Annotated in this window: 18 protein-coding genes; 4 read left to right on the top strand and 14 right to left on the bottom strand. The window is 39.1% G+C overall.

Annotated elements, in window-relative coordinates; translation table 11 throughout:
• Nucleotides 1-229 precede the first annotated feature (229 nt).
• Nucleotides 230-2,458 (top strand): alpha-galactosidase, encoded by a 2,229-nt coding sequence (locus CEQ21_RS16360; RefSeq protein WP_185765444.1) that lies wholly within the window; start codon nucleotides 230-232, stop codon nucleotides 2,456-2,458.
• Nucleotides 2,459-2,492: 34 nt separating this feature from the next.
• Nucleotides 2,493-3,419 carry an ROK family protein gene (locus CEQ21_RS16355; protein ID WP_185765443.1) on the top strand — a complete coding sequence of 309 codons (927 nt, stop codon included), beginning with the start codon at nucleotides 2,493-2,495 and terminating at the stop codon, nucleotides 3,417-3,419.
• Between the two features lie 34 nt (nucleotides 3,420-3,453).
• On the opposite strand, the gene CEQ21_RS16350 is transcribed toward CEQ21_RS16355, so the two are convergent.
• The 7 genes from CEQ21_RS16350 to CEQ21_RS16320 all read right to left on the bottom strand — a co-directional run bounded on the left by CEQ21_RS16350 (nucleotide 3,454) and on the right by CEQ21_RS16320 (nucleotide 10,011).
• Nucleotides 3,454-4,461: a substrate-binding domain-containing protein gene (locus tag CEQ21_RS16350; protein ID WP_235907272.1), complete on the bottom strand. Its 1,008-nt coding sequence runs from the start codon at nucleotides 4,459-4,461 to the stop codon at nucleotides 3,454-3,456.
• An 87-nt stretch (nucleotides 4,462-4,548) separates the two neighbouring features.
• Nucleotides 4,549-5,514 (bottom strand): acetylxylan esterase, encoded by a 966-nt coding sequence (locus CEQ21_RS16345; RefSeq protein ID WP_185765442.1) that lies wholly within the window; start codon nucleotides 5,512-5,514, stop codon nucleotides 4,549-4,551.
• 163 nt (nucleotides 5,515-5,677) lie between these two features.
• Nucleotides 5,678-7,081: a glycoside hydrolase family 1 protein gene (locus CEQ21_RS16340; RefSeq protein WP_185765441.1), complete on the bottom strand. Its 1,404-nt coding sequence runs from the start codon at nucleotides 7,079-7,081 to the stop codon at nucleotides 5,678-5,680.
• A 127-nt stretch (nucleotides 7,082-7,208) separates the two neighbouring features.
• Nucleotides 7,209-8,504, bottom strand: a complete 1,296-nt coding sequence (gene celB, locus CEQ21_RS16335; RefSeq protein ID WP_185765440.1) for a PTS cellobiose transporter subunit IIC — start codon at nucleotides 8,502-8,504, stop codon at nucleotides 7,209-7,211.
• Between the two features lie 33 nt (nucleotides 8,505-8,537).
• Nucleotides 8,538-8,870, bottom strand: coding sequence for a PTS sugar transporter subunit IIA (locus CEQ21_RS16330; protein WP_185765439.1), 333 nt, complete (start codon nucleotides 8,868-8,870; stop codon nucleotides 8,538-8,540).
• Nucleotides 8,870-9,181, bottom strand: coding sequence for a PTS sugar transporter subunit IIB (locus CEQ21_RS16325; RefSeq protein WP_127738098.1), 312 nt, complete (start codon nucleotides 9,179-9,181; stop codon nucleotides 8,870-8,872). The genes CEQ21_RS16330 and CEQ21_RS16325 overlap by 1 nt, the downstream gene beginning before the upstream one ends.
• A 185-nt stretch (nucleotides 9,182-9,366) precedes the next feature.
• Nucleotides 9,367-10,011 carry a TetR/AcrR family transcriptional regulator C-terminal domain-containing protein gene (locus tag CEQ21_RS16320; protein ID WP_185765438.1) on the bottom strand — a complete coding sequence of 215 codons (645 nt, stop codon included), beginning with the start codon at nucleotides 10,009-10,011 and terminating at the stop codon, nucleotides 9,367-9,369.
• Between the two features lie 129 nt (nucleotides 10,012-10,140).
• Between CEQ21_RS16320 and CEQ21_RS16315 the strand changes: the two genes are divergently transcribed.
• Nucleotides 10,141-11,631, top strand: a complete 1,491-nt coding sequence (locus CEQ21_RS16315; RefSeq protein WP_185765437.1) for an MDR family MFS transporter — start codon at nucleotides 10,141-10,143, stop codon at nucleotides 11,629-11,631.
• Between the two features lie 41 nt (nucleotides 11,632-11,672).
• Here CEQ21_RS16315 and licT read toward each other — a convergent pair whose 3' ends face one another.
• A complete protein-coding gene (gene licT, locus CEQ21_RS16310; RefSeq protein ID WP_185765436.1) occupies nucleotides 11,673-12,521 on the bottom strand; it encodes a BglG family transcription antiterminator LicT in 849 nt (282 codons plus the stop codon).
• 351 nt (nucleotides 12,522-12,872) lie between these two features.
• Here licT and CEQ21_RS16305 point away from each other — a divergent pair, with 351 nt between their 5' ends.
• On the top strand, nucleotides 12,873-13,994 hold the full coding sequence (locus tag CEQ21_RS16305; RefSeq protein WP_185765435.1) for a histidine kinase N-terminal domain-containing protein: 1,122 nt from the start codon (nucleotides 12,873-12,875) through the stop codon (nucleotides 13,992-13,994).
• A 34-nt stretch (nucleotides 13,995-14,028) separates the two neighbouring features.
• Here the strand turns inward: CEQ21_RS16305 and CEQ21_RS16300 are convergent, their stop codons facing one another.
• From CEQ21_RS16300 to CEQ21_RS16275, 6 genes are all read right to left on the bottom strand, one after another.
• Nucleotides 14,029-14,625: a nitroreductase family protein gene (locus tag CEQ21_RS16300; protein ID WP_185765434.1), complete on the bottom strand. Its 597-nt coding sequence runs from the start codon at nucleotides 14,623-14,625 to the stop codon at nucleotides 14,029-14,031.
• A 199-nt stretch (nucleotides 14,626-14,824) separates the two neighbouring features.
• A complete protein-coding gene (locus CEQ21_RS16295; protein ID WP_185765433.1) occupies nucleotides 14,825-15,811 on the bottom strand; it encodes an LLM class flavin-dependent oxidoreductase in 987 nt (328 codons plus the stop codon).
• Between the two features lie 141 nt (nucleotides 15,812-15,952).
• Entirely contained in the window at nucleotides 15,953-16,846 is an 894-nt protein-coding gene (gene gnd / locus CEQ21_RS16290) for a phosphogluconate dehydrogenase (NAD(+)-dependent, decarboxylating) (protein ID WP_185765432.1), read from the bottom strand.
• 135 nt (nucleotides 16,847-16,981) lie between these two features.
• On the bottom strand, nucleotides 16,982-18,484 hold the full coding sequence (zwf, locus tag CEQ21_RS16285; protein WP_185765431.1) for a glucose-6-phosphate dehydrogenase: 1,503 nt from the start codon (nucleotides 18,482-18,484) through the stop codon (nucleotides 16,982-16,984).
• Nucleotides 18,485-18,844: 360 nt separating this feature from the next.
• Nucleotides 18,845-20,185 carry a methyl-accepting chemotaxis protein gene (locus CEQ21_RS16280; protein ID WP_235907271.1) on the bottom strand — a complete coding sequence of 447 codons (1,341 nt, stop codon included), beginning with the start codon at nucleotides 20,183-20,185 and terminating at the stop codon, nucleotides 18,845-18,847.
• 160 nt (nucleotides 20,186-20,345) lie between these two features.
• On the bottom strand, nucleotides 20,346-20,906 hold the full coding sequence (locus tag CEQ21_RS16275) for a sortase (protein WP_185765430.1): 561 nt from the start codon (nucleotides 20,904-20,906) through the stop codon (nucleotides 20,346-20,348).
• Nucleotides 20,907-20,955: the final 49 nt, after the last annotated feature.

Here is a 20,955-nt window from a genome sequence, read left to right as displayed (position 1 = left end):
TCTAGATAACCCTCGTTTCAAATAAAATCACTCAATATTACCTATGCTTGAAAACAGGATTAAGTTACTAAATATATACGCATATTAATTAAGTTATATTTGAATATTTTAAGATTATCGATTACTTAATTTAATTCAAATACATATTGTCATCTTTATTTATAATTGTTAAAATCAAATATATATTCTTGTAAGGGTTTTCATATAATGGAATGAGGTGTACTGACTAATGACAATCTTTGTAAATCAAGAAACAAAGGAGTTCCATTTATGCAACAATAATGTCAGCTATATTTTTAGAGTGCTAGAGAAATCAAACCAGCTCGAGCAACTTTATTACGGCAAAAAACTAACACATCGACAATCATTTAAGCACTTAATTGAAAGAGAAGTAAGACCATCCTGCAATCTGTTTGAGCATGACCATACGTCTTCCCTCGAGCATATTAAGCAGGAATACCCAAGCTTTGCAACTACAGATTACAGACAGCCAGCTCATATGATTACCGACAAATTTGGCAGCACCATCACAAATTTCCAGTACAAAGGCTACAAGCTGTTAGTGGGAAAACCTGTACTTGATAACCTTCCTGCCGTCTATACAGAGCAAGCGGCAGAAGCAGACACATTGGAAATAACGTTAATAGATGACGTTCTGCGCGCAACGCTTGTACTCAGTTACACCATTTTTCGTGACCGTAATGTCATTTGCCGAAATGCCAGATTTATCAATGAATCTGACTCTCCGTTCTTTTTAGATAATGTTATGAGCGCATCTGTCGATTTACCTGATGATCAATTTGAGATGATCCATCTTACAGGTGCTTGGGCACGGGAAGCACATATGGAGATACATCCTTTAACAAAAGGCATCCAATCTGTATACAGCTCAAGGGGTGCAAGCAGTCATGCCCATAATCCCTTTTTAGCATTAAGGCGGTTTAACAGCACAGAACATACTGGAGAAGTGTATGGCTTCAGCCTTGTATACAGCGGCAATTTTCTTGCACAAGCAGAGGTAGATACATATGGAGTCTCTCGTGTAATGATGGGCATTAACCCGTTTCAATTCAGATGGAAGCTCAACCCTGGCGAGGTGTTTCAAACACCAGAATGTATTATGGTATATACTCATGAGGGCTTGAATGGAATGAGTCAAACTTTTCATACATTATATCGGGAGCGGCTGGCAAGGGGATATTGGCGCGACAGAGCGAGACCTATTCTTATTAACAATTGGGAAGCGACCTATTTTAATTTCGATGAGGAAAAAATTCTTTCCATTGCAGAAACGGCTCAAAACCTTGGGATTGAACTGTTTGTCCTCGATGACGGCTGGTTCGGGAACAGGAATGATGACACCTCCTCGCTCGGCGACTGGTTTGCGAATGAAGCAAAGCTTCCAAATGGGATTAAAGGATTGTCACAAAAAGTTAACGACCTTGGCATGAAATTTGGTTTATGGTTTGAGCCTGAAATGGTATGTAAGGATACAACCCTTTTTAAAGAGCATCCTGACTGGATTATCGCTACACCAAATCGCACGCCTTCACACGGACGGAATCAGTTCATTCTCGATTTCAGCAGAAAGGAAGTCGTCGAGCATATTTTTCAGCTCATGGATAATATCATCGCAGATTCTAACATCAGCTATATAAAATGGGATATGAACAGATACATGACAGAACCCTATTCAGCAAGCCTTCCGATCGATCAGCAAGGAGAGTTGAGCCACCGTTATATCCTTGGTGTTTACAGCTTGTATGAGAAGCTGTTGGCAAAATATCCGGAAATGCTGTTTGAATCGTGCGCTGGCGGAGGTGCCCGCTTTGACCCTGGCATGCTATATTATGCGCCGCAAGCATGGGCAAGCGATAATACTGATGCAGTTGAACGCCTGAAAATTCAGTATGGAACAAGTCTCGTTTACCCCCTTTCCTCAATCGGCAGCCATGTTTCCACAGTGCCTAACCATCAGGTGGAAAGGATAACACCGATGGAAACACGCGCAAATGTCGCTTACTTTGGAACGTTCGGATATGAGCTCGATATTACGAAACTGACAAAGGAAGAACAGGAGAAAGTAATGCTTCAGACTGCCTTCATGAAAAAGCATAGGGATTTCATTCAGACAGGGATATTCTATCGCTTGTTGTCACCATTTGACTCAAACGAAGTATCCTGGATGGTTGTAGCTAGTGATAGAAAAAAAGCGATAGTTGGCTATTATAAAGTTCTCGCAAAGCCGAATGAGCGTTATAACCGTATCAAGCTGACAGGCTTAAATCCCGATAAACTATATGCAATTGAAGGCAGAGACACAAAGCATTACGGAGATGAACTTATGAATATTGGCATACTGCTGGCAGAGGATTATACAGACCGTGCCGCAGAATACTGGCAACGGGAAAGAGCAGGAGATTATTCGTCTCGGCTGTTTATCCTGACAGAAGCTTAAACAATGAATTCTTACCATACAAGGAGGAGCAACTATGAAGAAGTATATGGTTTTTGATGTAGGAGGCAGCATGATAAAGTTCGCTGTCATGACAGAAAATGGCGATTTTATCGAGAAGGGTGAGCTGCCCGTTTCTGAAACGGAGTTTACTAGTTTCCAAGAAAGCATTGTACAAACCGTTCTGGAAAACAAAGTAAAGCACCAAGTTGCAGGAATTGCCTTCAGCTGCCCAGGCGGCGTGGAAAGTGAAACAGGTATTATCGGCGGATCAAGTGCACTGCCCTTCATTCATGGCCCTAACTTCAAGGAGATTTTTGGTGCTGCGACAAATCTCCCTGTTGAGCTGGAAAATGACGCTAATTGCGCCGCTCTAGGTGAAGTATGGAAAGGTGCTGCCAAAACAAATGAAAATGTGCTGTTCACTATTATCGGCACTGGAATCGGCGGAGCTGTCATTAAGGATCGCCGCATTCATAAAGGAGCAAATCTTCATGGCGGTGAAATTGGCTATATGGTGCTGCAAGTAGTAGAGGAAGACGGTAAGCCTACTTTTCAAACATGGAGCCAGCTTGCTGCAACAGGTGCTTTAGTTAAAAAAGTCGCCAAAAGAAAAGGCATTGACCCTAATAAGCTGAATGGAAAAAAAATCTTTGAGGCTGCTGAAGAAGGAGATACTATTTGCTTGGAGGAAATTGATGCATTTTATCTCCGTCTTGCACAGGGCATATATAATATCCAATATGTGTACGACCCGGAAAAAATCATAATTGGCGGAGCCATCAGCAATCGAGACGATTTAATCGACCAAATCTACAAAAAACTCGACACCCTGCTGGAATCTGTGATGGCCGCAAAGGTAAGACCAGTAATCGAACAATGCCAATTCAAAAATGATGCAAATCTCATCGGCGCACTTTACCATTACCTGCAATGTCAGAAAACCGAATCTGTGGAAGCATAGGAAAAGCACCAGTGATTACTGGTGCTTTTCTCTTTCAGCTGAGCTTCTTCACAGAATTCCGATGAATGATTTTCCCGTTAATAAGTGTTCTGCCGTATTTTTCATTTGGGTTATGAAGCTTTTCCATGATGATCTTCACAGCAGCCTTAGACATTTCCTTCATATTCACTTCAACAGTCGTCAGCAGCGGCTCTGTTAAAGCTGCATAGATAGAATTATCGAACCCAACTACTGAGCAATCCTCCGGTACTTGATAACCATTCTTCTGAAGATTGTTAATGAGGTTGTAAGCAATCTCGTCATTATTACAAACAAATGCTGTTGGCATATCATCAGGAAAAACGATGTCTATATATTTGCCCCGTTCATCACGGTCATAAATAATATAGTCCTGCCTTAGCTCGATTCGATGCTCCAAAAGTGACTTGTAATAGCCAAGAAACCTGTCCTGGATACTGCTCGTCGCATAGATGTTGCCGACATAGGCAATTTTTTCATGGCCGTTTTCTACCAGATAATTAGTAATTTCATAGCCGCCAAAAAAGTTATCTGTTAAAACAGAATCAATTTCGTTTTGGTCTGTATAAAAGTCTAAGAAAATAACAGGACTGTCAATTTTCTGGATTTCTTTCACATATTCATTGCCAATTTGCCCTAAAATAATGAAGCCATCCACCTTTTTCTCATTATAAATCCGCGGCAAAATAAGCTGGTCTTCATCCTCCTGACCTAAAATGTACAAAATTCCCGAGTAATGGTAGCCATCAAGGATTTTTGTCAGCATTTGATAAAACTGCAGATAAAAGGATTGTGTTGTACCTGTGAACCTCTCTGGGATAACGATCCCAAGATTATACGAAAGGCCATCTTTAATCGACTTTGCATGTGTATTGAAGCGATAGCCCATCTCTTCAGCCAATAATTTAATTTTCTCTTTTAATTCTTCACTGACCCCATCTTTATCATTAAGTGCTTTGGAGACAGTCACACTGCTGACACCAAGTTTAGTGGCGATGTCACGCATCGTAACATTGCTTCTCACAAAAATTCCTCCGATATGAAATAATTCTGTTTCTTAGCTCATGGGATTACTATACTATAACGGCCCCTTTTAACAAAGCATCCATATTTACGCTTCAAGCGGGTCTGCAAAAAAATCATAGACTTTGTCGCCTAATGTCCTTATATATTCATGACCATACTCATAATAAATCAGCATCCTTTTGTCTGATTGAATTTTGTTGTAGGCAGCAAATTGGGTAGACGGCGGACAAACAGCATCCTCCATACCAACTGCCCACAATACATCCCCTTTTATCCTGTCTGCCAAATGCTGTATATCTATATAGCCAAGCTTTTGGAAAACATCTTCCTCTCGTTCATGGTTTGGATCAATAAACTTAAAATAATAATGAAGTTCTTCATAAGCTGAATTGGCAATATCCAGCTCCCATGCTCTTTTAAAGTCTGTTAGGAATGGATAGACAGCAGCTGTTTTCTTAATTCGCGGCTCTAAACTGGAACAGGCAATTGCCAGTGCTCCTCCTTGTGATGCCCCATATGCTCCTATTCTAGATTCATCGACCTTTTCCATCGAGCAGAGAATTCTTGCTGCTTGAACCGTATCTAAATAGACATTCCGGTAATAGAGCTTTTCGGGAGCCTCTTCTATCCCCCTAATAATATGGCCTTTTAATGTTGTACCCTTCACTTTGAGATGATCCTCTGACAGGCCACCTTGGCCGCGGCAGTCCATGGCCAAAATCGTATAACCTTCTGCTGCATAGCCTATTTTGTCAATCCAATCGCCGCTGTTCACATGATAGCCGTGAAACCATAACAGCCCTGGTCCAGGCATCGTTTGCTCTTTGGGACGAACTAACTGGCAATGTATTCTCGCTCCGCCGACGCCTGTAAAATACAAATGAAAACAATCAGCAGCCCTGCTGTGAAAAGAAGCTGGGATTAGCTCATAATCCAACGATTGTGCTTGTAATTCTTCTAGACCTGCTGCCCAATAAGCATCAAAATCATCTGGCTTTGGATTAATTCCTTTATATTGCTGTAAATCAGGTAAAGGCATATCAAATTTCATATCAGCGATCCTCCATTCGATTTATGTATGCGTTAACATTTTATTAACCTAAACGATAACTTAATTATAAACCCCTGTGAAGTTAACCGTCAATAATAGAAAGATAGCTTCCAAGATTGCAAAAAAAAAAGTGATTTCAGTTGAAATCACTTTTTTCTCTCATTTAAAACCCGTTATTTTCTGCTACTGCTTTAAACCATTGTCCGCTCTTTTTAACTGTGCGTTCTCCGTCTTTATTAAGGTTAACAGATACGAAGCCATACCTATTTTTGTACGCATTTGTCCAAGACCAGTTATCCATGAATGTCCATAAATGATAGCCTTTTACATTTGAGCCTTCCGCGATTGCTTGATGCACCCATTTAAGATGGTCTGAGATAAACTCAATTCGGTAATCATCTTGAATGATGCCTGTTTCGTCACGGAATTTTTCTTCTCCTTCAACTCCCATTCCATTCTCAGAGATGAAGCATTCAATATTTCCATAGTTATCTTTTAAATTGATTAAAATATCATATATACCTTTTTCGTAAATTTCCCAGCCGCGGTGCGGATTCATTTTTCTGCCAGGCATTACGTAGTTATCAAAATAGCGGTCTGGCATAAATGGAGCCTCTGGATTAGGAAGATGCTCTTTCGCCTTCACCCTTCTTGGCTGATAATAGTTAACACCAAGAATATCAACTGTATTATTGCGGATGATTTCCAAATCTCCATCTGCAATTTCAGGCATGAAGCCCTCCTCTTTCAGGATAGCAACAAGCTCAGCAGGGAATTCACCTTTAACAGAAGGATCTAAAAATGACCTGTTAAAGAAGGCATCCGCCAACACGGAAGCTTTTACATCGGCAGGATTTTGACTGCGCGGATAAGATGGCGTCAAATTAAGGACGATTCCAATTTTCCCATCCTGTCCTTGGTTTTTATATGCTTGAATCGCTTTTGCACTTGCAAGGATTGTATGGTATCCGACTTGGACAGCCTTCTTGAAATCAACCTCATTAGGATAATGGAAATCGTACAGATATCCGCCTTCCACTGGTACGATTGGTTCATTATGTGTAAACCATTTCTTCACACGGTCACCAAACAATTCGAAGCATGTACTTGTATAGTTAACATATGCATCAACGACTTCCCTGTTTGCCCACCCGCCGATTTTTTGAAGCTCCATCGGCATATCAAAGTGGAAAAGCCCAACAAATGGCTCTACTTCATTAGCAATGAATTCATTTATAACATTATTGTAGAATTCGACTGCTTTCGGGTTAATCTCGCCCTTGCCCTCAGGGAACAGTCTTGACCACGAAATAGACATGCGGAAGGAGTTATGACCGATTTCCTTCATCAGCTTAATATCTTCCTTATATTTTACATAAAATTGCGATGTATCTTGTGGACCAACACCATCAAAAAAACGCTCTGGCTGCTGCTCGTACCAGTAATCCCAAATATTTTGTCCTTTTCCATCAACATTTGCTGCACCTTCCGTTTGAGTTGCTGATGCGGCAGATCCCCACCAAAATTCATCTGGAAAATTATATTTCACTTCATTATTTACTGACATTTTTTCTTTCCCCTTTCAAAGACATACTCTAAGATGAATTCCTTTGTTATAGGAAAAAGCAGGCGTATAGAGCTTTTGCTGACGCTAAAACCCAATACTCTGCTTCCTCCCTTCCATACATGTATTATTAAGATGCTTTTTTCATTTCTTCTTCTTCCTTCTTCACATTGACACGGTCAATAACTTTCAGGAATGGGAACCAAATCGCAAATACGATTGCCATATTAACAAGCTGCATTAGTCCTCCAGCGAAGGAGTTAGTAGCCATAATACCGTTAATGAAGAATGGCACCGTCCATGGAACGGTAACACCTGTAGGAGGCGGTACAATTCCTGTTGACATAGCGAAATAAGTAACTAGCGTAACAATCATTGGTGAGATGATCCAAGGTACAATAATTAATGGGTTCATAACAATCGGCAATCCGAAGATGATCGGCTCATTGACGTTAAAGATACCAGGGCCAAGGCCAAGCTTCGCCACTTGCTTCATTTGCTTACTCTTCATAAACAGCAGGATTGCGAACACGACAGCAAGTGTCATACCTGTTCCACCCATGCCGACAGTATAAATCTCCATGAACGGTTTTGAAATAATATGTGGTATTTCCTGTCCGCTCGTATATGCTGTTAAGTTTTCTACTTGCAGTGTATTCCAAATTGGGTCCATAACAGAGTTGATGATAATTTGACCATGCAGACCAAAGAACCATAGAATTTGGATAAAGAATACTGCAATAAGTGTTGGAATGATGCCACTGCCCAAGCCTACTAACGGTGCTTGAATTGCTTTATAAATAACATCATGCAGGTTTGTATCAAAAGCTGCTGTTACAATAACGTTCACAAGCAGGAAGAAAGTCAATGTAAGCACAGCTGGAATTAATGCTGCGAATGATTTTGCTACTGCCGGCGGAACTCCTGGCGGCATTTTAATCGTGATATTCTTTTGCACAATCGTACGGTAAATTTCCCCTGCGATAAAGGCAGTGATCATGCCAAGGAACATCCCTTTTGCGCCAAGGCGATCGACAGGAATGACACCTGAAATTGCTTCACCTGTCTCTGGCTGAACAACAAATGGCGTTAGTAATAAGAAAGAAACAAGTGCGATTGCACCGCCAAATACAGCCTCCACATTATAGCTTTTGGACAGATAATAACCGATACCGAATACAACAAAGATAGACATGATGCCCATTGTAGCCGAGTTAGCAATTCCAAACAACGATTGGAAGGATGCGATTGCATCTGCACTCATAAATTTCTTTAAGAATGGCAGATTTGTCAGTACAACAAAGATAGAACCGAAAATCGTTAATGGAAATGACAGCATAAAGGCGTCACGCAGGACCGTTAAGTAACGGTTGTTATTCAGTTTCCCTGCTATCGGCACCAAAAATTGGCTTAATTTTTCAAACACAGGATTCTCCCCCTTTTAGATATACAGCTATTTTTATAGGTTCTTTTCTTTAAAGATTTCAAGCAGCTCTTTCACAAGCTCCTTCATGGAAAGCGTTGACATTAAATGGTCCTCTGCATGCATAAGAAGAAGCGCGAATTCAACCTTGTTGCCGGATGCCTCTTGCTGAACCATTTTAAAATGAATTTCATGGGCAACACTTAAATCCGCCTCTGCTTGTACAAGCAGTTCATCTGCCGCCTCCGGTTTACCTGCACGGTACTCACGGAGCGCCTCAATGATTTTGCTCCTCGCATTGCCACTGTGAAGAATAAGCATAAAGTTGATTTGTTCTGCTGTTAATGTATTAACATCAATCTTTTCCATTACTTATCACCCATTAAAGCAACTGCCTGTTCATAGGCTTTTTGACCATCTGCCAAACCATATGCCATCATGTCGATAACATCCACTTTAATTCCATATTGATCTGCCGCCTTTTGAAGTTCCCCCTTCAAGAAGCTCATTTGTGGACCAATTAGGACAACATCTGCTTCTGCCATATCCTGCTTTGCTTTATCCTGGCCGACAGCCCATATTTTTGCTTCTACACCGATTGTTTTTGCATGTTCTTCCATCTTAGTAACTAGTAGACTAGTAGACATTCCTGCACTGCAAGCTAGTAATATCTTTTTCATATCGTTCATGCTCCTTTACCTTTTTATATGATTAAATTTTGTTAAATCGTTTTCAAAAACCGCTTACATTTATTATTATAATCATTTGTTCTTATTTGTCTATACATTTAAATTATAAAATAAAGTCATTTTCAATCTTTGAAAATGGAACAAAAAAAAGATGCCTTATTGGCATCTTTCTATTCTTATTGCAGCTGCTGCAGTCCTTTTATGATTACCCTCAAGCCGGAAAGGAAGTCATTACTTGATTTTAGTCCTTCGTTTGGTGAAAGGAAATGGTGGTATATATAAGGGGCTTCTGCTTTTGAAAGGGCTGCAATTGCTTCGGAGAATTTGTCTTGTACTGCTTCAAAGCCAATTTCTTCAAGCATTCTTTGCTGTTTTTGTTCGTCTAATACATAGGAAGTCACATATGTATTGATAAAATTAACTGCCTGAAAAATTTTGTCTTCTCGTAAGCCCGACCGATGAAAAATCGCAAATGTCCTGTTAATTAGCAGCAATCTTTGTTTTGTAACAGGTAATGTGACCATCATGATTTCGGCTCCATCAGGGACTGACAATAATACTCTTCTCAGCTCAAGAGAAAACAACTCTACTTCTTCCTCCCAGCTGCTGTATTCTTTCGGGAATGTAAATTGGCATGCTATGTATTCTCCAAGCAGCTCCAATAATTCCTGTTTGTTTTTGATATACCAATACAAAGCAGGCGCTTTTATTTTCAGCCTTGCTGCTACATTTCTCATCGTCACATGTGATAAACCTTGTTCGCGGAGGATTTCAAGCGCCGCATTTATTATTGCTTCTTTGCTGACATTTTTCTTCTGCATAAAAGTCACCTCTTTACACTTATATTGTATATTATTTGTGGCTATAATTCTTTACTAACGTATTTAACCGTGTTAAACTGCATATTGGTTATTTAACACTGTTAAATTAAGAAATGAGGGTTATAATGTATGTCTTCTAAACAGACAAGATTAGTTCCTGTTATGATTGCCTTAATGCTCGGGATATTTGTTGCATCTCTTGACAACACAATAGTAGCAACAAGCATGGGCTCCATTATCGGCGACTTAGGCGGGATGGATAAATATGTTTGGGTTACTTCCGCGTATTTAGTAGCAGAGATGGCAGGTATGCCGATATTCGGTAAATTATCGGATATGTATGGCAGAAAGAAATTTTTTGTTTTTGGAATTTTACTATTTTTAGCAGGTTCCATTCTTTGCGGAATGGCAAATACAATGATACAGCTTTGTATTTTCAGAGCTATCCAAGGTATTGGCGGAAGCGCCTTAATGCCAATCGCATTCACGATCATCTGGGATGTAGTCCCACGCGAAGTCCGCGGGAAAATGAGTGGTATTTTCGGTGCTGTCTTCGGTTTATCCAGTATCGCAGGACCATTATTAGGATCTTTTATTACAGAACAATTTGATTGGCGCTGGATTTTCTTTATAAATATTCCAATTGGTATCATTGCATTAGCATTAATTGTTATTTTTTATCAAGAATCAAAAACACATACAAAACAAATCATCGATTGGTTTGGCTTTGTATTCTTGTTAGGTTTTTCTATTTCGTTAATGTTCGGACTAGAATTAGGAGGAGAAACTTATCCTTGGCAGTCATGGCAGATTATCTCCTTATTTATACTGTCTGTTGTTTGCTTCATCGTTTTTCTGCTTGTGGAAAAACGGGCAAAAGATCCTATTCTGCCATTTAACTTGTTTAAAGAGCGACTTTACACAACAAGCGTTTTGACTGGAATGTTTTATGGCGGTGTGTTCATGGTGTCAACTATTTACATTCCATTGTATATCCAAGGAGTGACTGGCGGGACTGCTACCAATTCAGGCTTGCTTTTGCTGCCGATGATGGTTACATCAAGTGTTGCTGCTGCACTTGGAGGAGCATTCGCAAATAAATTCAGCTATAAGTCGATAATGATGACTTCTGGAATTATTATGGCAATCGGAACATTCCTGTTAAGCACACTTGATGCAACTACACCAAGATGGTCTATCACGATTTATATGATGGTGATTGGGCTTGGTGTTGGACCATCCTTCTCTGTCCTTGGGATGGCATCCCTGCAAAAAGCGTTGCCACAGCAGCGGGGAATTGCCAGCTCAACAAGCAACTTCCTACGTTCTCTTGGAATGACATTGGGAATAACAGTGTTTGGAGTAATCCAACGAAACAGCTTTACAGATAATCTTCCAGCAACAATTCAGGAAGGCGGCGCCGAAAGCGGAAGTATCCTGTCACCAGAGGCACGGGCTCATATTCCTGCAGATATTCTTAAACAGATTACCGATGTGCTGTCAGATTCCATCAGCACAACATTCCTGTGGACCTTCATTCCACTTTTGCTGTCATTCGTGTTCATCTTGAGTATGACAAAAGAAAAAATTACCGATTCGAAACTAAATCAGCAAGGCTAACAAAAAAACCACTGTTTCTTAAACAGTGGTTTTTTGCTATATTATTTCATCCGTTTCTCTCTTATCGAAACACGGTGGATATGAATCATAAAGTAGGCAAGCTCATCTTTTGTCATCTTCATGGTATATTCTTTTTCCAAGTAGTCGGCAACCTTCATTGTACATTTATAAGCTTCGCCATACTGTCTCTTCACCTGGTTATAAAGAGCATCGTTTTGATCATCATTTATTTCACCACGAAGCATACGGTAAGCAAAGTAGCGAAGATGTGTGATAAACCGGCTGTAATTGACTGATTCTTCATTAAAGTCAATGCCATAATGATACTTAACAATATTCGTCACATCTTTAACGATATTTGTCATTGTAACTGTTTCTTCCATGCCAGTATGATCCTGTCTTGCATTAAAAATATGCAGAGCAATCGATGCAACCTCATCTTCTGGAAGTTCAACACCTGTTCTTTCCTTAATTAAACCTAAAGCAAGGCGGGCAACCTGATATTCTGCCTTATAGAACTTCTTTACTTCCCACATGAGCGCATTTTTGATTGGTATATCATTTTTTATTCTCGTAATGGCAAAGTGAATATGATCTGATAAAGATAAATACAAGGAATCATTCAGCTCTGTGCGCAATTCCTTCTCTGCAAGCTCAATGATATCTTTTGACAGTGACATAATCTCATAAGGTATTTCATTCAATAGCTCGGAAAGCTTGGCCGCAAAGTTTTCCGAAGGAGATACAAACGTCTTTTGGACCTTCTCTTCGTCGATTTCGTCTCCAACCTTCTTCTGGAATGCGAGCCCTTTGCCCATCACTACCATCTCTATGGAATTAAGGTCTTTAGTCAAAGCGACATTATTATTAAACACTTTTAAAATTTTCATTCTAATCACTTTTCCTTCGAATTTTTATCATAAAAAAACCCGAACCAAATAAACTCATAGATAGAACAAATTTGCTCCATAAGTTTAGTTGATTCAGGTTTTGCCTGCCGAACAGTAACAATCCTTACTAAACCTATTATAGATGATAACGTTTTCTATTGCAAGAATATTATGCATCAAAGTTCCTATAAAATAACCTGTGTATTTACTATTCCAGAAAAACTACTATTCAAAACTGCCAATATTTAAAATTTCAAAAGCTGTATTCAAAAAGGTTTTTAAATCACTTTGTCGAATAAGTTACATACATACCAATCAAAACTGAAAAAAAATGCAAAGTGAGGGTTTGTTTTGCTTATAAACGACCAACAAAATAAACTTATGTTATTTCTGATGGAACACCAGTCGTCATTCATCGATGAATGGATAGATAAATCCGTTATCGAATCAAATGATCCTCATAAGGAGGAAATCAAAAAAAATGCAGTGACAATGTATGGTCTTCTTATAAAGGTACTAGAAGGCAAATATTCCAAGACAGAACTGAAGGAGTTTGCTTATAAAGTGGGCAAAGAGCGGCTTGAGGCCGATATTAATATCGGTGACTTCATCTTCAATGTGAATGCAGGAAGAAGTATTCTCATTAAATATTGTTTTCAAGCGAATCTTCCCACAAATGAACTAGAATCTTTTGTTAATAGTCTGAACACCCTATTTGATTCTTTCTGTTATCACGCCGTTAAAAGATACACACAATTAAAGAATCGAGAATTGCATACGAAAACACAGTATATCAATGATAACCATATGGATAAGCTCGCAGTACTCGGACAAATCTCCTCCAGTTTTGTGCATGAGTTCAGAAATCCATTAACCGCTATAATAGGGTTTAATAAAATCTTACGTGATGAGTATCCTGATTTAAAATACTTGGACATTATTCAGCATGAACTGAACGAATTAAATTTCAGGATTACCCAGTTTCTTCATACTTCGAAAACCGAGATCGTAAAAAAGGGCAAAGAAAACGTTGCAATTGATTTGCTTTTTGAAAATCTCAAACAGCTTTGTTATGCAAGCACTGTCGATAATAAAATTAATCTAACGATTGAAACAGAAACGCCTCTTTTACTCTATACATTTAAAGATGAATTAAAACAGGTTCTCCTTAATCTAATCATGAACTCTATTGATGCTTTAAAGCAAAGGCCTAATGGACGCGATTTAAAGATAAGCTCACAAACAAACACAGATGAAATAGTCTTTGTTATTTCCAATAACGGGCCAATGATTGAGGAAGAAAACACAAAAACAATCTTTGAACCTTTTTATACGACAAAAGAGCTTGGGACAGGTATTGGTTTATTTGTGTGCAAGCAAATTATCGACAAGATTGGCGGCACCATTTACTGTAAATCTGACGAGGAATGGACTTCATTTTTTATCCATCACCCAATTTCAACTTGGGACTAAAAAAGTGTGCAGGATTTCTGCACACTCACCTTTATTATTTATAGAATCTCACACGATCTTCTAATGGTTTAAATTCTTTTTCTCCTGGTTCTGCTGTTGGTTTACCGAATGGCATTTGCGCGATTAGCTTCCATGTTGCTGGAATGTCCCATTCAACTGCAACTGCTTCGTCAATTAATGGATTGTAATGCTGTAATGATGCACCGAAGCCAACTTCTTCAAGAGCAGTCCAGATTACCAATTGGTGCATAGCATTTGTTTGGTTTGCCCAAACTGGGAAGTTATCTGCATACAGTTCAAATGCTTTTTGCAACCCTTCCACAACCTCTTGGTCTTCAAAGAATAATACTGTTCCATATCCAGCCTTAAAGCTGTTAAGCTTTTCTTCTGTTGACGCAAAGTTCTCTGCAGGAACAATCTTTTTCAATTCTGCTGCTGTTATATCCCATACTTTATCATGCTTGTCGTTAAGTAGGACAACAACTCTCGTACTTTGGGAATTGAATGAAGACGGAGTATGAAGCACTGCCTCGTTAATAATTTCTTGAATTTTTTCATCAGATACTACTTGTTCCTTGCTGATTGCATAGTGAGAACGGCGGTTTTTAATTGCTTCAAAAAAAGTACTCATGTTTATACCCTCCAAGTGTTTTTTTCGTTATCTTAAATAGGATTAACGACAATAATGATTAAACATACTGCAAAATATCTCAAACCAACATATCTTTAATTCGAGATTATTATAACACGCTTGAAAATAATGTCAACTTTTTTGTCTCACATGAAAGAAAAACCTGAAAATTAATTTCTTTCAGGTTTTTCTTGCCTATTCAAAAATTTATTTCGGCCAATAGCTGATATGATTTCACCTTATCTTCAAAATCATACACATTCGTTAAAACCATGAATTCATCTGTTTCATAAAGATCACTAAGGCGAAGAAGCTCTACCCTGATTAATTCTTTTGTGCCGATAACCATTCTCCGTCTATTTTCTTTAATAGCTTTTTTATCTTCTTGTGACAGCACTTTGCGGCTGGCTTGATCTGGGCTTAGGATTTCTGCATTTGCTTCTCCTTTTCCAAGAGCCAACAGCCATAAATCAAGGCTTGTGGCCAAATGCTCGGCTTTTTCAGTTGTTTCTGCACATATTACAAAGATACAGATATTAGCTTTCGGCTTACTCGTTTGAACAGAGGGCTGAAAATGCTTATAATAATATTCCAGCGCCCTTTTCCCATTTAGCGGTGCAATAAAATGTCCGAATGTGAACGCAATGCCAAGCTCCGCCGCAAGTCTCGCACCTCTATGTGACACACCAAGCATCCACATTTCAGGCAGGCTTTCGTGGACAGGATATGCTGTTACAGTACTGTTTCCTTTATCGTTTCCAATTAGATATTTCTGTAAGTCCTGTACCTGCCGAGGAAATTCATTTAAGCTTTTCCGGATGCCATCTGTCAAGGCAAGTCTTGTTTCAGGTGATCCCCCAGGAGATCTGCCAATCCCTAAATCAATCCGATTTGGATATAAAGCTTCAAGCACTTTAAAGTTTTCCGCCACTTTATAAGGACTGTATTGTGGCAAAAGCACCCCGCCAGAGCCAACTTTAATATGGTTCGTCTTTGCTGCGATATGTGCTATCAGCACCTCTGGAGACGTTCCTGCAATCCCGTTTGCATTATGATGTTCAGCAACCCAAAATCTTTCGTACCCCAATTCCTCAGTTATTTGTGCCAATGCGGCTGTATTTTTTAAAGCAGTATGTGCTGTTGCACCGCTGCTTATAACGGATTGATCCAATACACTTAATTTCAATCTTCCCTGTCCCCCCAATCCTGCTTTATTTGCTTTTATTATTATAAACCGATTTATAGAGATATACTTAAAACCTGCTTCGCCAAGTTTCTATAAAAGAAAAAACCCTTAAGCATGTGCTTAAGGGTTCTTTCTTACACTTTATTTCTTTTCAACAGCATGACCGCCGAACTCATTGCGGAGTGCCGCTACGACCTTGCCTGTAAATGTATCATTTTCAAGAGAGCGATAGCGCATCAATAAACTCATAGCGATAACTGGCGTAGCAGCCTGCAAGTCAAGAGCTGTTTCTACTGTCCATTTACCTTCACCTGATGAATGCATAACTCCTTTAATCTCATCTAAATTAGCATCTTTAGAGAAGGCATTTTCTGTTAGCTCCATCAGCCATGAACGGATAACAGAGCCATTGTTCCAAACCTTCGCGACCTTTTCATAATCGTAATCGAATTCACTTTTCTCGAGAACCTCAAATCCTTCTCCGATTGCCGCCATCATTCCGTACTCTATTCCGTTATGAACCATTTTCAAGAAGTGACCGCTGCCTGCTGCACCTGCATAGAAGTAGCCATTTTCAACAGCTGTATCACGGAAAATTGGTTCTACAACATCCCATGCCTCCTTGTCACCGCCAATCATATAGCATGCACCATTACGTGCACCGGCCATTCCTCCAGACGTTCCAACATCCATAAAGTGGACACCGAATTCCTGCAGCTCATTATATCTGCGGATTGATTCTTTGTAATGGGAATTACCTGCTTCAATGACAATATCACCCTTAGCAAGTAATGGTGCCATTTCGCCAATAACAGAATCCACGACATTATGAGGCACCATGATCCAAAGTACTCTTGGTGTTTCCAATGATTGCACAAGCTCTGTTAAGCTTGTCGTTCCATCTGCTCCATATTCCTTCATTTCAGAAACAGCAGCCGGATTTAAATCAAATGCTGACACTTGATGTTTGTTATCTAATAGATTCTTTCCTAAGTTTAAACCCATTTTCCCTAAACCAATTAAACCAACTTTCATACTTAAACCCCTCCTGATTAACTGAAAAAAAAACATTTATTTTTATCCATATTCCTTTTGGTAATAATGGAAACTAAACGACAGATTTTATAAAGACGCTGTTTATATCTTGTTCCATATCACTGCCGATATGTGTTAGCCGATGGAAACTAAGCTGTCTTTTTCTGCTGGTTTACTATCAAGCCACCACTTAAACCCATTTGCTGCAAGCAGCTCCTCTGATGCTTCAGGTCCGTTAGAACCAGCTGGGTAGAAATGCAATGGCACATCGTCTTGTTCAAACGCATCTAATACTGGCTGCACCCATTCCCAAGACAATTCGACTTCATTCCAATGAGCAAAGAACGTGGAGTCGCCTTTAAAGGCATCAAATATTAAACGCTCATAAGCTTCTGGAACATCCTTTTGGGCATGTGTTAGATCAATTTCCACTTGCTCTATTTTCCCATTTTCAAATGGGCTTTTACTGTTTAACAGCAATTTAATGTTTTCATTCGGACTGATTTCTATTATTAAAAGATTCGGCACAATTTGATCCTTTTTCTCTTCATAAAGCTTTTTAAGTGTATCCTTGAATTCAATGACAATCCGAGTAGATTTTTCTTTCATCTTTTTCCCTGTTCTAATATAGAATGGGACACCTTCCCATAAATCATTGTCAATCCAAAGTCTTGCTGCTATAAATGTATCTGTGCTGGAATTCTCTTTAATATTTGGCTCATCACGATATCCAACTGAAGCTTGGCCGTTCACCTCGCCACTGCTGTATTGTCCTCTAACAATACTCTCAAGAATATCTTGGCCATTAACTGGACGAAGAGCTTCCATCACTTTTCGTTTTTGTTCACGAATTTGGTCTTGACCTACTTTTTCAGGTGTTTGCATAGCCGTCATCATCAGCATTTGCAGCAGATGATTTTGGACCATGTCACGAAGTGCACCAACATGATCATAATAGCCGGCTCTTTCTTCTACTCCAACCATTTCGCTTGCAGTAATTTGCACATTTGCAATATGCTTATTATTCCATAGTGCTTGCAATACAGGATTGGCAAACTCCAATGCTTCAAGATTTTGAACCATTGGTTTTCCTAAGTAATGGTCAATGCGGTAAATTTCTTCCTCTGTGAATGCTTTGCTCAGTCTTTCGTTAAGCTCTCTGGCTGAAGCTAAGTCATGACCAAACGGCTTCTCAATAAGCAGCTTTTTCCAGCCTGTTGTTGTACCCAAACCGCTTTCCTTCAGATTTAAGGCGATGAGATCAAAAAACTCTGGACCAACTGACAGATAGAACATGCGATTTTTCGGTATGTTCAATTCAGCTTCGCGCTTTTCAACCTTTTTCAAAAGGGTTTCGTAATCCTCTATTTTTGTCGCATCAAGAATGCTGTAACGGAAGCTTGCAATAAATGCCTCCAATTGCTCGTCATTCTCCGCTTTTCTTCTCGAAAAAGTTTCAATTGATTTTCTCACATGCTCCTGGAAAGTAGCGTCTGTGAACTCTTTTCTTCCTAATCCAAAAACGGAGATGGCCTGCGGCATTTTTTTATCTAAATATAAATTATAAAGAGCAGGATATATTTTTCTTTTCGCAAGATCTCCTGTTGCGCCAAATAACACAAATGTCATTGATTCCATCACTTAAACCTCCATATCTAAAAACCAAAAAATGGTTAACGAGTTACTTTTTATTACCTTAGTTATTTATCATAACAATAATAATCCTGTTAGAATTTCATGTCAATTACAACAACTTCGCTTCGCGAAGTATTTTCCCCAAATAAGCATCTGCTCATCCTTGGTAATATAATGCTGATATATAAGGATATTACATTTAATTCCCAGAAGTAATTAATCAGGCTTATGGCAAACTAACTTAATCATTTTGTTGATTAGAGATACGTTATTGAAGTAACTTTTTTACTAATGGTTATTTTTTGTAAATAACTGCTTTAGAATTAAAAAAAAGAACGGCCATTTATAGCCGCTCATCTCTTACTATTGGTTTTCTCTCTTTACTTTAAACTTATTCACTTCTGCATCTAATTCCTCTGCTAGAATCTGCAGTTCTTTGGAAGAAGCTGCGATGATTTCCGTTGACGCAAGCTGTTCTTGGCCAGAAGCAGATATTTCCTCCGTATTTGCGGCGAAATCTTCTGCCGTTTCTGTCATTTGCTGGATTTGCTCAGAAATTATCCGTGATTTTCCGTTAATCGCAGTCATGTGAGCAGCTGTCTGCTTAAAGTTGTGCACAATTCCGTCATACGTATTTTTAATTTTACTGAATGCTTCCTCTGTTATCTTAAGTGCATCCTTTTGTTCGTCAATAAGATTATGTGCTTTATTAATATGTGAAACAGCTTGGTTTGTTTTTTCTGTCGTATCATGAATGATGCCAGTGATTTCCTTTGCAGCTCTTGAAGATTCCTCTGCTAATTTCCTAATTTCATCCGCTACTACTCCAAAACCCCTGCCTGCTTCTCCCGCTCTTGCTGCTTCAATTGCCGCATTAAGTGCAAGCAGGTTTGTCTGCTCTGCAATATTCGTAATGACAGCAACAAAATTGCCAACTTGACCAATCATCATGCTCAATTCATTGATAGATGATGTCGCTTCAGCAGATACAGAAATATTTTCATCCATTTTATTACCTTGCAATTCTACTGTGTTCTGTCCTTCTTCAATCGAATCAATGGAAGCTGCCGCTTTATCCGCACCTGCCGATGCATCTCTCGTTATATTTTCCATCAGTTCGACAACCTCTATTAACGTTGAGTTTACCTCACTGATTGTTTGGGCCTGACCGTTGTTTCCAATTGCAATTTCTTCTATTGTTGTGACAACTTGGTCAATATTTCTGGCATTTTCCTCCGTGTTTTTCGTTAAACTGCTTGAATGTGCTGCAACTGTTGAAGATACATATTTCAACTGTGTTGCCATTGATTTCAATGAGTTTCTCGTTTCAAGAAGTGCTCTTGCCATTTCCCCTGTTTCGTCCTTTGAGGCAAGTGTTTTCCCGAAAATACGATCGTCTTCCATTAATTCAAGCTCAGATGTTTTTTGGGCGATCTCTGTTAATTGGACAATTGGCTTTGATATTAATCTTCCTAGGAAGTATGCGAGGATAACGCCAAGGACGATCGAAACACCAAGACCTATAAGGACTTGTGTTGGCGGAAGATGGCCCAGCAGACCGCTCTGTGCCTGTTCTGTCGCTGTGTCACCATTTTCACTGCCTTGGCTGCTGCTCATGAATAGCGATGCAAAGACATTGACCGCTGCTACAAAGATAGAATTAAATAATGATAATATAATGATTTTTGTTGAGATTTTCTTCAAAGTAATTTCCCCTAATCTTTTTATTGTCGTTTTGTTATGTTGCTAACTATATAGAGTGAAACTTAAATTTCCCTTAATCTAGTTATAAACTCCTGAATAAAAAGACCTAAAAGAAGAGACTTTTTGAAAAGCCTCTCCTAGTCCATCACTATTATCATTTTTAATCTGCTGTCTTTTCTGCGACAACAATTAGTCTGTTTTCATTATTATCTGTACATGTTATCAACGTTAACTTTGTACCATTAGTGTTTTGTGCGAGCGGTGTGAGGTTCGTATCCTTCACAGTATACATTTTCGTAATGCTGTATTCCGCCTTATTCCCCTTGTCATCAGTCAAAAAAATCGTGTCCTTTTTTGTCGCCTTTTTTAATTTGCCAAATAAACTGCCATTTCGCATATTATGCCCGGCAAGAACAAGGTTTCCTGTTTTGTTCATATTAGGACCTGTCACCTTCGTTATCGAAATATCAAGGTTTTCGTCTGTTGCTCCATCAAGGATGACGTAGTTGATTTGGAGACTAGGGATGGTGATTTCCCCTAGTACAGCAGTTTCTTGGTTTTTGTTTTTTGTATCTATTTCACCGGTAACTGCTTTTTCATAGCGCTCTGTCAGCTCTGTTCTTTTTTGCTCATTTTTATAGTCTTCATAGAAGCGAGCCCCTCTTATCGCCAATAAACCAAGCAAAAGGAGAACAAGCAAAACCATTATCACTTTTTTCATAGCATACTCCTAAAGAATAAGGAGAGAGACACAGTCCCTCCCCTCACGA

The sequence above is a fragment of the Niallia circulans genome (genome assembly GCF_007273535.1).
In the GTDB taxonomy this organism is placed as follows: Bacteria; Bacillota; Bacilli; order Bacillales; family Cytobacillaceae; genus Niallia; species Niallia circulans_B.
This window is presented reverse-complemented; position numbering and strand designations above follow the sequence as displayed.